Raw genomic sequence first — 11,737 nt, forward strand, 5'->3', positions numbered from 1 at the left:
CCTATCGTGTGAACTACGTCGTAAAGTAGAGACGCGCCATGGCGCGTCTCTACTTCCAACCTAGTTTATAAGGGTTTGGTACAGGGCTACTAAAAGCCTACTCCATAGTCGGTACTCCGACTTGGTGTAGGTAGTTTACTACCTGTACTTCAACTTTGAGAGTGGGTAAATACACACCATCTACGATTTGATGCCCATAAGCTACAACTTTACCCACGTTCCCAGTTGAACGATGATGGGCATAGTCGCCAATGTTTAGCATGATATTCATAGTTCCAACAAGCATTCGCTAAATGGACAATGCATACCATAGCAACGGATTCAAGTTATTGCAATATTTCTTAATCTGATCCGGTTATTGTTACATCACTACATATTTTTCTCATTTTTTTGGAATTGGTCATTGGTCATTGGTCATTGGTCATTGGTCATTTGTCATTGGTCATTGGTCATTGGTCATTGGTCATTGGTCATTGGTCATTGGTCATTGGTCATTGGTCATTGGTCATTGGTCATTGGTCATTGGTCATTGGTCATTGGTCATTTGTCATTGGTCATTGGTCATTGGTCATTGGTCATTGGTCATTGGTCATTTGTCATTGGTCATTTGTCCTTTGTCCTTTGTCCTTTGGGATACCCAGGAGCAAATAACGAATCCAAAGCTTGCCAGTCTGATCATCCACTCAATAACGCTTCCACAAACTCATAACTGGAGAAGGGGCGTAAATCTTCAATCCCTTCCCCAGCCCCGACAAACCGAATCGGCAATCCCAATTGCTGCACGATCGCCAAAGCCACACCGCCTTTAGCCGTACCATCCAACTTGGTCAACACCACACCACTCAATTTTGCCGCTTCCGAGAACACCTCAGCTTGACGCAAACCATTTTGACCGAGGGTAGCATCCAATACCAGCAACGATTCCACCTTCGCCTCAGGTGCTTTTTTGTCAATAATCCGGCGAATTTTCGCCAATTCCTCCATCAGATTTTTCTTATTTTGCAAACGCCCTGCGGTGTCTACCAAAAGCAATTCCGTATTTCGAGCTTTAGCGGCTGTGATTGAATCGAATACCACAGCGGCTGGATCAGTATTCTTGCCCGGATTAGCAATAACCTCTGTGCTACTGCGTTCTCCCCAAATCTTCACTTGTTCCACCGCCGCCGCTCGGAAGGTATCGGCAGCACCAATCAAACACTTGTAATCCGATTTATTGGCTAAGTGAGCCAGTTTGCCAATCGTGGTGGTTTTTCCCGCACCATTCACCCCCGTCATCAACCAGATATTCAGGGTGTCTTTTTCCGGGAAAAAAGTGGAAACGTAAGACTCGCGACAGGGTTTATCCAGTAAATCCCGGAGAATCTGTTTCAAATACGCGATCGCTTGTTCCGGAGGCAAGACTTCCTGGCGCATTCTAGCTTGCAGGGTTTCAATAATGTAATCCGTTGCCTCGATACCCACATCCGCTTGCAACAGCAACGCCTCAATTTCCATCACGGCGTCTTGGTTCAACGGACCCTGACCGACAATCGCCTTGAGTTGGTTAACTAAACCGCGACGAGTTTTGCCCAATCCAGAACGAAGTTGTTTGAGCCAGCTAATTTCCTCAGCCGAAACATCATCAGGAGTACGCCCTTGAGCGGCTAAGACTTTGGCTGACCACAAAAATTCTTCATCAAAGGCGACATCCGCCTCGGCTTCAGCTTGGGTTGCGGGTTGGGCGACTGATTCGGGTTCTGACGTCTCAATCGCTGTTGCTTCGAGCCGTTTGAGTCGTTCTTCTCGTTCTGATTTCCTTGCCCAAATCGGCACAGTCGTTGATTCTTCTGTAGCCGCAGGTTCAGGTTGTGCGATGTCGGTTTCCGCTTCAACTATGGTATCTGAAGCCGTCGGAATTAGCGTTTCTTCAGGTCCGGCGGGTTCGGCTTCGGTTTCAGCCTTAGTTACCACAGGAGAGTCTGGGGAGGGGACAGTACTACTTTCATCAACTCTAAGTTCTGCTTCCCCAGCTTCCCCAGCTTCCCCAGCTTCCCCAGCTTCCCCAGCTTCCCCAGCTTCCCCAGCTTCCACCGTTTCTAGCTCCGGGGAAGTTTCTGTGGCTTCTGTACTTTCTGTTAAGTCAGCCTGGGTAGAGTCAGCCATCTCAGGTTGAACCTCTGGCGCTTCGGTTTCAGCTTCTGAGGGCGCTTGTTGCTGCTTTTGTAGGTTTGTATAAGCTGCTTTTGCCCAGCTCAGATAATCATCAGCAACCGTTGATGACTGATCCTGAGTGGCAGACTCACTCTCCGATTGCGGCGATTCAACCGGGGGAGTTGCTGACGGCTGTTCTTGCTTCTTTTCCTTCTCCTCGGAAGAGGCTGCACTTTTACCAACTTGGCGGCGGAACCAATTAAATACCATTGCACCTAATTAGAATTAGAAATAGTTTTGAGTTTTGAGTTTTAAGTTAAAATCACTGCTTTCAAATGACATAAGGCGTAGCTTGCTGCTCAAGGGAGCGAGTATGATCAATGACCAATGACGATCCTCACCGTTCACGTTGACCTGGGCTAACCGACTTACTTATATTAACTTTTCTAAAGCTGGAGACTCTGGCTCCTGAAGGCAGGTAGTGACACGACGCAACACGCCATTCACAAATCGATGCCCTTCTTGATCGCTGTAGCGTTTAGCCAGTTCTATGGCTTCGTTAATAGCCACCCGATCAGGAATCCCTAAAAACGCCATTTCTGCCACCGCTATTCGCAAAATATCGCGGTCAATGCGGGGTAAGCGATTGATTTGCCAATCTTTAAGTGATTTAACCAGTATTTCGTCAATTTCGACTTGCCTACGACGAATCGCCTGTATAATTTCTATCGCATAAGCCCGCACGTCGGCTTGATTAGCAAGCTGAATCATTTCCGGGATTTCTACCGCGACACCGATACGGTTAATCGCCTTCTGAGTCAGTTCAATGGCTTCGGCAACCATCGTTTTGGAACTTCGCACATCGATCGCACGGGTTTCACTACCGAGAAGGCGATCGCTCCCGCGTTTGAGTTCGGCTGAGGCTGTTTCTAAGGCTTCGTTAATTTCATCGGTTAGAGTCCTCACGGCGATTAATACCATCTGGCTCAGTTGTTTTTCATCAAGCTGTTCCGGTTCACGAGACATCTGAGAGAGACCTAAAAGTGCCAGTTCACGAGCAATTCTGCGGGGTTGCATGGTTTTTTCCTTTGTCTTTTTTCCTTTGTCTTTTGTCCTTTGTTCTACTCACTCCCGAAAAGAAGCGAGAAGCTACAGATGTCCTTTGTCCTTTGTCCCCCTCTTGCCCTTTTCCCCAATCCCTAATCACTACGAACTTTCTTCAGTGGGTAACATCTGCTGTTGCAGCATATCTGATAGAGGTTGCTCTCGCTTCGTCTTGCCGTATGGCATCTGGAGGGGTACACCCATGGAGGATTCGCTTGGTGCAACAATTCCACCAGAGATTAATACCTTAAAAGCATCTTCGATCGACATGGAAAGATTAATCACTTCCGTTTCCGGCACAATAGCATACCATCCGGTGGTCGGATTCGGAGTGGTGGGGATAAAAATATTCAACATGGTGTCGTTGAGTTTGCCTTGAATTTCACCCGTTGCTGTCCCCGTGACGAAGGCGATCGCCCACATTCCCTGACGCGGATACTCTACCAAAATCACCCGCCGAAATTTACTGCTGGAATCCTTAAGCAAGGTTTCCAATAACTGTTTGAGTGTTTTATAGACTGATCCAGCTAGGGGAATTGCCTGCAACACTCGTTCCCCTAAATCCAGCAACCACCGCCCGACAATATTACGTGCCATTAAGCCAATCAGTAGAATGCACAGGAGGGGCACCATTAGCCCGACCAGTAAATTCAAGAGATTGACCAAAATGGGGTGGAGGTTATTATAGGGGTTGAGTTGCTTAGGGATACGGGTGAGAAAATTGATCACCCAATTAGCGATGGTAATCGTCAGCCAGATTGTGGTAGCGAGGGGAATCACTACCAGGAGACCGGCGATTAGGTCGTTTTTTAAGTCCTGCTTGAAGCGTTGGATCACAGAGTACTGACTCTCCTTACAATGGCTCTTAAACGTCTGTCATTGCTCCCTCAATTACTGGTATAAGCTGTTGAAACCTTGACCTGATCACGGCAATCACTGCCAGCTTTCCCAGCCGTTGAGGGGGATGAACTCCTGCTCAACCCCCTTTTCCCTTTTGCTGCCCCAGTGAAGCAGTACTCCTGGTCGAGGGTTCTATCTCTAGTTGTAAAGCTTGTTAAGAATTGTTGCAAGTATTGATGTCTCTATTTAAGCTTGTCCAAGGGTGTTGGTCTTTAGAAAGAGAGTTGGGAATCGGTTGCCTCAAGGGTGGGCAGTTGTTGATCCTTGAGTTCCCAAACCTTGAGGGTAATTAGATATTCATAAAATGCCTGTAAGGTACACCAGGTAAAGCCAGCACGTCCATCCAGGAAGCCTCCGAGGAAAATGTACATATAGAGAAAGCGTAGTAATGGACGAAAGGGCAAGCGTAACGACAGATCTTTGAGGGCATGACGCCGTTCTACTTCTGATCGCCCCAGCAGCAAATTCCCCCAGTTGACGGTGCCTTGTTCAAGTTGGCGTAAGGTTTCCCGGGCTTCATCGGTGGAGTAGCGGTTGTGTTTTTCAATCCAGCGCGTAAACCCCTTACTACAGGTATAGTGCGGGTAGGTTTCTTTCAAAAAGCCGATAGAACCCTGAGAAACTTCCCGTTCAGTATGACCATAATCGGTAAACCAGACTTGACCTTTTCGCAGTAAACGAAGTTGGTAACGGGGATACTGAGTACAGTGACGAATCCATTGATTCATGAACATGACCCGTTCAGCGACATAATATCCTACGTACTGGTTGTCCTTGATCGCCTCTAGGCATTCAGCAAATAGGGCTGGGGTCATCCGTTCATCGGCTTCTAGGATGTAAGCCCATTCATACTTAGTGGAGACGTTCTCCAGCATCCAAGTACGCTGACGCCCATGACTTTCAAAGGCATGAGATACAACTCGCACAGGATAGCCTTGGGCAAGTTCTACCGTGCGATCGCTACTACATGAATCCACCAAAATGATGTCATCCGACAGCCGCGCTGACTGAATGCACGCTTCAATATCTCGTTCTTCGTTGTAGGTGAGGATATAAATCGAGAACATGTCAAAGGTTGTAAAAAAATGAGTCTAGCTAAAGCGGTTTGGTCAAATTGAGAACCCCAATCCGCCTCAATGCCAATCGTAACCGATGACACATAAAAGCAGAACTGGGGATTACCTACAGCAGTTGGCAACTGGCTCGAATAGAGGTTATTTGTTATCTCGGAATGGGTGATTAGGAAGCTTCTGTGTATCTTCTTTGAATCGTAAATCTCGATCAACTGACAATTTAGAGACTGTTATCAAACCTTTTTGCCTGTTGCTCGCATAGCAATAACTTGAAGATTAACTGTTCAAGTTCCGCAATCCCATCCAGCCAATGATGCTGTAGCCAATGGCTAACAGTAAGCTGCTTAAACCGATGCGGATACCTCTTTTTAATGCCTCAGTTTGGGCGCGTTGCTCAAGTTCTTGTTTACGACCCCGGATTTGAGTCTGAGCTTGCTCTGTTCTTTGAGCGATCGCTTCGGGATCTGTTTTGAGCGCCTGCAATTGTTCTCGGAGTGCCTGGAGTCGCTGGAGTTGCTCTCCTTGAGCTTGACCGCTTTCAATGGCTTGGTCTAGTCGTTCTAGCTGTTGTGGATCTTGAAGCAGAGTATCAATTTGCTGAACTTGCGTTTCCAGTTGGGTTTCAGCTTGCTGGGCTTGCTGAGTAATCTGTTCTATCGCTTGATTGCTTTGGATGCGAACATTGTTAAAGTGCAAGGGGACAAGCAACAGGAACAGTAAACCCAATAGGCTGGAGAGTAAAAATGCCCAAAATCTCAAGTCAGTGATTGAGGATTTTCGCTCCGGTAATGAGCCACCACTGTTATTGCTGATCCAATATCCTGCTATCAAAAAGGCAATTCCCACCATCGGGATAACACCTCGATCAACAAGCTGGGTGGTTAAATTAAGCTGCCATTCATTCTGAAGGGGGCTAACACCAGGAGAGGGAATAATCAGGATCAGATAATCCAACAGGGACGATAGGATCATGATCAGTCCGACTATTTTAAGTGCTAAACCCGCGAACGAAGAATACATAGTACTACTTTTCATCCTGATTCCGCGACGGATACCCCATCGTCTTACGTTGGGTCCGAAATCGCGCCCACTATGGTTTACAAGCAGGTTTTTAATGGTGAAAAACCCAGGAACCTGCAAAACCTGTTTTAGTGCCAACGATACCACTACTAGCAAGATCTCCACCTTTTAGACAAACCCAGACCTAAGGGGGGGTAGTGGAAATTTTTACCCTAGAACCGAGTGTACCCCATACTGTATGGGACAATTAGGGTTCATGTATGACTTGCTCATAGTAACTCATGGATATTTGAATGATTACCCTAGGGGTCTACTGCAATTATCTAATGAAATGGTCGGCTAGACCAAGTAACCTGTTGAGGAGGAGGATCACAGATTGATGAAGAAAATTGTCGAAGTTTTGCCTGATCAAGCCGCGCTGATTGAGCGATCGCGTGATGTTGTCCTAACAAAGATACAGGAGGCAATCCAACGCTCAGGGCGCTGTACCCTGGCTTTAGCGGGGGGCGGTACACCCAAGCCTTTATACGAAGCTCTAGCCACCCAGAATCTCCCCTGGCATAAACTGCACATCTTTTGGGGTGATGAACGCTATGTCCCAGCCGATCACCAGGATAGCAATCAAGCGATGGCGCGTCAGGCTTGGTTGGATCACGTTGATATCCCACCCACGAATATTCACCCAATTCCCACAGACGGTGAGTCTCCGGAAGCAGACGCCTTGAAGCATGATACTCAACTGGGAAAGTTCTTTGGTGTAGCCGCCGACGAGTTTCCCCAATTTGATCTGATCTTATTGGGCATTGGTGACGACGCCCATACGGCATCTTTATTTCCGCATACCCAAGCGCTACAGGTTTGCGATCGCCGGGTGAGTGTGGGCAATAAAGAGGGTCAACCTCGGATTACTTTTACTGTACCCTTGATTAACCAAGCCCATTGCGTGATGTTTCTCGTCGCGGGAGCGGGAAAGCAATCGGCGTTGGCTCAAATCTTTGCCGATGAAGCTGACCCTTTGACCTATCCGGCGCGGTTCATTCAGCCTCAAGGCGAATTATGGTGGCTTTTAGATCAGCAAGCAGGTCAAGCTGTGAAAGGCTAATGCTCATTTCCACGACAGAGAACCCGTGAGCCTGATGTAACAAGTTATTAAGGTAGAACGGTTAACTGTGTTTTGATGAAGGAGGAAGGCTGATGCTGACTCGAAGGATTTCGGCGGTTTTGCCCTCAGTAGAGACGTTGCATGCAACGTCTCTACAACAATTCTTTGTCAAACCGCTTTTGTTGCTAATTTTGAATGCGTGAATCTTGAATAGCTTATGATTGTTTGCCCTAACTGCAATCACCAAAATCCAGACGGTGCGACTCAATGCGAAGCCTGCTATACGCCTTTACCGGCAAGCATGAGTTGTCCCAACTGTGGTACAACAGTTCAAACAGACGCTAGCTTCTGCGGTCAATGTGGTTTTAACCTGAAAGCCAGTGGCTCAACGGGAAGCCCAGATACACCAGCTCCAGTGTCGGTTCCCGATGTACCCGATTTAGACCCCCCTGACCCTCTAATTGAACCCGAGCCTCTTTCAATGAGTTCCCAATCACCCATACCTGACCCGCAACCTGATCCCCCTCCTGAGCTACCCGTTACCCAGGTGGGTCAATCCGGAACGACAACAGAAGAAGAAGAAAAGCCAGCCCCACCGGAGCCGGAAACAGCACCCCCCCCACCCCCTGTAGCGACACCAACGCCAGGTAGTGTCACGCAGTTGCAGGTGCAGTCTGTTTATCTGCTCCATCTACAAACCCAGACCAATATAGAACTCCCCTCTCATATCAGTGTGATTCATATCGGTAAACCCAACGATCAGATTCCCCCTGATATTGATGTGTCTGGCTTTCCGAATTCTGAGATTGTTTCGCGAGTTCATGCAGATATTCGCGTCGAGGGAGATACCTACTATCTTGAAGATGTGGGCAGCGCCAATGGCACATACATCAACCATACCCCGTTACCGAAAGGTGATCGCCATCGCTTACGCAAAGGCGATCGCATTAGCCTAGGCAAAGGGGACATGGTAACGTTTTTGTTCCAAGTGTCCTAAGTCCCTTGACTATGTACTGAAACTGAGGGGGGTTAATAATAAAAGCCTGATTTACAGGTAACTTCTATAATATTTCCGGAAAAATCTTTTACCGTGTTGACTCCTAACCATTGACAAATAGTTAGGGTTGATCGATGGTATCCCTTAAGGAAAACCTGTTAAATTCAGTTCCTAGACTCATGGGAATCTCTAGAAGTATTCAGTCAGTCGAAAGGACCCACGTTTTTGAATGATGTAACACCGGTGATTACTCTGACCCTGCTGCATCCTCTCCAGTCTGTACCTGTTCAAAGTTGGCCGTTTAAATCGGAATCGGTGATTCGGATTGGGCGGTCTACGGATAATGATGTCATTTTATACAGCGCCGTCGTTTCACGTCACCATGTTGAACTTCGGCGGAATGGTTCAGGTTGGCGAATTATCAGCTTAGGTGCTAACGGAACCTATATCGATGAAAAACGCATTACCCAGATGTCTGTTGTGGATGGGATGATTATCCGTTTAGCTAGTTCCGGACCGAAAATTCAGATTCATCTGCATGACGACATCCGTCATGTAGAATCGTCAACTAATGCCAAAAAGCGCACGTCTTCTGGTAAGGGTATGCTCGATCAATCTAAAGAAACCCTGGTTGATGCTGAACATCAGCCAACCCAACAAGAATAGTGCTGGAGGGTGGGGAAGCTGGTGTAGGGAGTTTGCCCTAAAGTTTTTTAACCAGATCTAGCAGATGCTGAGGCTCTAAGGTTAAAGTAAGAGAAAATTTATGGTGAATTGCTAAAAAGTTTTAACCTTTTCATAACCTATTGTGATCGATCTCAGACTAGGATGAACTGACATGACTTCTCCCAATAATGAAGACCGGGAGCTTCAGCGCCGGGAACACGACCTGATCCAACGAGAGCGAGAACTCCGACTACGCGAACTGGAAGCGGAAATTAATCAACCTCCTCTCTACCAAACCGTTAAGCATGAGCAACCGGAAGGAAAGCTGCAACGGTGGGGGAGAAAGCTAGTGATGTTTGGTAAGTTCTTAGCCTTTGTCGTGGCGGCTGTTCTGGTTGTACGGGTGAGTGCTGCGATCGCGACGATTATGATTATCGGCGTTATTGGCTTTATTGGCTATAAGATTTTCCTCGAAGGCGATAAGAAGTCTTAGGGAACAGAGAACAGGGAATTTAACTCTTGCATTTGATCGGGGCGGGTTTAGTTAAGTTAGAGGTTTTCTCCTGAACGTTATCGGTCAAACCCACCCCTACACACTCAAACCTTCCTTCATCTCACCCAAAGCGTGAATCAGAAAAAACTATGAGCTATACCGCAGATAATACCAGCTTACTCAGGGATTTGGAGCGAGTGGTGAGAGTGCGCCATCAAGCGGCGACGCATCTGAGTCAAATTGCCAAACGGCTAAACCAAGCCGAATTGGACGCTGAAGAAACCTCTGGCAAATTGAGTCTAGAACGGGAAAGCGAAGATATCCAGATTGCCAGCGACAATTTGCAGAAGGGTTTATTTCGGCTACTGGTATTGGGAGACTTGAAACGAGGTAAAAGTACGTTCCTCAATGCCTTAATCGGTGAGAACTTATTGCCAGCCGATGTGAATCCTTGTACAGCGCTGCTGACAGTTTTGCGCTACGGAACGCAAAAAAAAGTCACGGTTTATTTTAAAGGGGATAAACCGCCAGAATCCCTCGATTTTGCCAGTTTTAAGCAAAACTATACCATCGATCCCACGGAAGCCAAACGCCTGGAAGCGGAGAAAACCTCGGCATTTCCCGACGTTGACTATGCCGTTGTCGAATACCCATTACCCCTCTTAGAAAAAGGTATCGAAATTGTTGATAGTCCAGGGCTGAACGATACCGAAGCCCGGAATGAATTATCACTCAACTATATCCACAACTGCCACGCTATCTTGTTTTTATTCAGGGCGATGCAGCCTTGTACCCTAGAAGAACGCCGTTATTTAGAAAATTACATTAAAGGGCGCGGATTAACTGTTTTCTTTCTAATTAACGCTTGGGATGAAATCGGCAAAGGATTGATTGATCCGGATGATCCCGATGAACTCGAAGAAGCACAAAATCGGTTACGCACCGTATTCCAAACCTATCTGGCTGACTATTGTCAAAAAGATGGACAAAATCGCTATGAGGAACGAGTGTTTGAGCTTTCCTCCCTGGAAGCACTGCGGCGGCGGGTGAAAGATGTAGAGGATTCCCTAGAAGGAACAGGATTCCCAGCATTTTTAGGAGCGCTGAATACCTTTTTGACCCAAGAACGCGCCGTGGCACAATTACGCCAAGCGAGAACGTTGGCGCGTCAAGTTTATAGCCGCACTCACGAAGCGATTGAACGACGAATTCCCTTACTCGACCAAGATATTCAGGAATTAAAACAACGGATTCAGGGGGTTGAACCGGAGTTTGAGCAATTGACCCAAATCCGCGATCAATTCCAGGATGAAATTCGGACGATGCGGGATACAAAAGTTAAAGCGGTGGCGGATTCGTTTCGCACTTATGTGCTGAACTTAGAAAAGACATTTGAATCTGATTTCTTACGCTATCAGCCGACAATTGACTTTCTGGAGTTCTTGCAAGCGGAGAGACGGGAGGCGTTTAATGCGGCATTAAAGCAAGCGTTTGAGCAGTATATTCAGGATAAATTAGCCGAGTGGGAACGCACGGCGGAGGAGTATTTACAAGAGGGGTTTTCCCAACTTGCCCAAAGTGCTGCTAACTATGGCGCAACCTATAATCAAATTGTTGATTCCATGACTGAGAAGTTAATTGGACAAACGATACCGCCGGGAGTTCGGGTTGATGCAGGGGAAGAGTCACCCACTTGGGCAAAATGGGCGATGGGGTTTTTCTCCTTAGCGTCGGGAAATGTGGCGGGTGTGGCGTTAGCGGCGGCTGGGTTTACTTGGCAAAATATCCTGGTGAATTGGTTAGCGGTAATTGGAATTAGCAGCTTTTTATTAATTTTTACGGGGCTGACGTTTTGGAATCCTATTGGATTAGCGTTGATGGGTTTGGGTGTGGGCGCACTGCAAGCCGAACAAGCCCGCCAAGAGGTGATTAAAGTGACGAAAAAAGAGTTTGTGAAATATTTACCGCAACTGAGCCGGGAACAGCAAGAACCGATTCGTCAAGCGGTGAAAGATTGTTTTGATAGTTACGAACGGGAAGTAATTCAACGCCTTAATGATGATATTAAATCCCGTCAAGCCGAGTTAGATAACTTGCTGGAGCAAAAAGAATCTCGTGAGATTAATCGGCAAACTGAGTTAAAACGGTTGAGAGGTTTAGATGCTGATATTTTAGCTGAATGTCGGCAGGTTGAATCTGTGTATGAGGAGTTATTGTTAGTACCGGGTGAAATTTAAGCGCATGGTAGGGTG

General features: G+C 47.0%; 12 protein-coding genes. 6 read left to right on the plus strand and 6 right to left on the minus strand.

Going from position 1 to position 11,737, the window contains the following annotated elements:
• Positions 1–97: 97 nt before the first annotated feature.
• Positions 98–286 carry a hypothetical protein gene (locus RIG27_RS04165; protein ID WP_446342718.1) on the minus strand — a complete coding sequence of 63 codons (189 nt, stop codon included), beginning with the start codon at positions 284–286 and terminating at the stop codon, positions 98–100.
• Positions 287–390: 104 nt separating this feature from the next.
• Between RIG27_RS04165 and RIG27_RS04170 the strand changes: the two genes are divergently transcribed.
• Positions 391–651 carry a hypothetical protein gene (locus RIG27_RS04170; RefSeq protein WP_446342720.1) on the plus strand — a complete coding sequence of 87 codons (261 nt, stop codon included), beginning with the start codon at positions 391–393 and terminating at the stop codon, positions 649–651.
• Positions 652–675: 24 nt separating this feature from the next.
• Here RIG27_RS04170 and ftsY read toward each other — a convergent pair whose 3' ends face one another.
• The 5 genes from ftsY to hpsJ-B all read right to left on the minus strand — a co-directional run bounded on the left by ftsY (position 676) and on the right by hpsJ-B (position 6,227).
• On the minus strand, positions 676–2,400 hold the full coding sequence (gene ftsY / locus RIG27_RS04175) for a signal recognition particle-docking protein FtsY (protein ID WP_446342721.1): 1,725 nt from the start codon (positions 2,398–2,400) through the stop codon (positions 676–678).
• 162 nt (positions 2,401–2,562) lie between these two features.
• Positions 2,563–3,207 (minus strand): transcription antitermination factor NusB, encoded by a 645-nt coding sequence (nusB, locus tag RIG27_RS04180; protein WP_446342723.1) that lies wholly within the window; start codon positions 3,205–3,207, stop codon positions 2,563–2,565.
• 129 nt (positions 3,208–3,336) lie between these two features.
• Complete coding sequence (locus tag RIG27_RS04185) at positions 3,337–4,071, minus strand: DUF502 domain-containing protein (RefSeq protein WP_446342725.1); 735 nt, start codon at positions 4,069–4,071, stop codon at positions 3,337–3,339.
• Positions 4,072–4,346: 275 nt separating this feature from the next.
• Entirely contained in the window at positions 4,347–5,201 is an 855-nt protein-coding gene (locus RIG27_RS04190; RefSeq protein WP_446342727.1) for a glycosyltransferase family 2 protein, read from the minus strand.
• A 282-nt stretch (positions 5,202–5,483) separates the two neighbouring features.
• On the minus strand, positions 5,484–6,227 hold the full coding sequence (gene hpsJ-B / locus RIG27_RS04195) for a hormogonium polysaccharide biosynthesis protein HpsJ (protein ID WP_446342729.1): 744 nt from the start codon (positions 6,225–6,227) through the stop codon (positions 5,484–5,486).
• A 379-nt stretch (positions 6,228–6,606) separates the two neighbouring features.
• Between hpsJ-B and pgl the strand changes: the two genes are divergently transcribed.
• From pgl to RIG27_RS04220, 5 genes are all read left to right on the plus strand, one after another.
• On the plus strand, positions 6,607–7,329 hold the full coding sequence (gene pgl / locus RIG27_RS04200; RefSeq protein ID WP_446342767.1) for a 6-phosphogluconolactonase: 723 nt from the start codon (positions 6,607–6,609) through the stop codon (positions 7,327–7,329).
• Positions 7,330–7,546: 217 nt separating this feature from the next.
• Positions 7,547–8,326, plus strand: coding sequence for an FHA domain-containing protein (locus tag RIG27_RS04205; RefSeq protein WP_446342731.1), 780 nt, complete (start codon positions 7,547–7,549; stop codon positions 8,324–8,326).
• 243 nt (positions 8,327–8,569) lie between these two features.
• The gene (locus RIG27_RS04210; RefSeq protein ID WP_446342769.1) at positions 8,570–8,992 is read left to right on the plus strand and encodes an FHA domain-containing protein; all 423 of its coding nucleotides are present in this window, start codon (positions 8,570–8,572) and stop codon (positions 8,990–8,992) included.
• A gap of 172 nt (positions 8,993–9,164) precedes the next feature.
• Complete coding sequence (locus RIG27_RS04215) at positions 9,165–9,485, plus strand: hypothetical protein (protein ID WP_006102729.1); 321 nt, start codon at positions 9,165–9,167, stop codon at positions 9,483–9,485.
• 149 nt (positions 9,486–9,634) lie between these two features.
• Entirely contained in the window at positions 9,635–11,722 is a 2,088-nt protein-coding gene (locus RIG27_RS04220) for a dynamin family protein (protein ID WP_446342733.1), read from the plus strand.
• Positions 11,723–11,737 lie beyond the last annotated feature (15 nt).

The organism is Coleofasciculus sp. F4-SAH-05 (assembly GCF_040222985.1).
In the GTDB taxonomy this organism is placed as follows: domain Bacteria; phylum Cyanobacteriota; class Cyanobacteriia; order Cyanobacteriales; family Coleofasciculaceae; genus Coleofasciculus; species Coleofasciculus chthonoplastes.

Excerpts from the sequence above, each read along its gene's own strand:
- RIG27_RS04165 (WP_446342718.1), bottom strand. The coding sequence starts at position 286 with ATGCTTGTTGGAACTATGAATATCATGCTAAACATTGGCGACTATGCC.
- ftsY (WP_446342721.1), bottom strand. The coding sequence starts at position 2,400 with ATGGTATTTAATTGGTTCCGCCGCCAAGTTGGTAAAAGTGCAGCCTCT.
- nusB (WP_446342723.1), bottom strand. The coding sequence starts at position 3,207 with ATGCAACCCCGCAGAATTGCTCGTGAACTGGCACTTTTAGGTCTCTCT.
- RIG27_RS04190 (WP_446342727.1), bottom strand. The coding sequence starts at position 5,201 with ATGTTCTCGATTTATATCCTCACCTACAACGAAGAACGAGATATTGAA.
- hpsJ-B (WP_446342729.1), bottom strand. The coding sequence starts at position 6,227 with ATGTATTCTTCGTTCGCGGGTTTAGCACTTAAAATAGTCGGACTGATC.
- pgl (WP_446342767.1), top strand. The coding sequence starts at position 6,607 with ATGAAGAAAATTGTCGAAGTTTTGCCTGATCAAGCCGCGCTGATTGAG.
- RIG27_RS04205 (WP_446342731.1), top strand. The coding sequence starts at position 7,547 with ATGATTGTTTGCCCTAACTGCAATCACCAAAATCCAGACGGTGCGACT.
- RIG27_RS04215 (WP_006102729.1), top strand. The coding sequence starts at position 9,165 with ATGACTTCTCCCAATAATGAAGACCGGGAGCTTCAGCGCCGGGAACAC.
- RIG27_RS04220 (WP_446342733.1), top strand. The coding sequence starts at position 9,635 with ATGAGCTATACCGCAGATAATACCAGCTTACTCAGGGATTTGGAGCGA.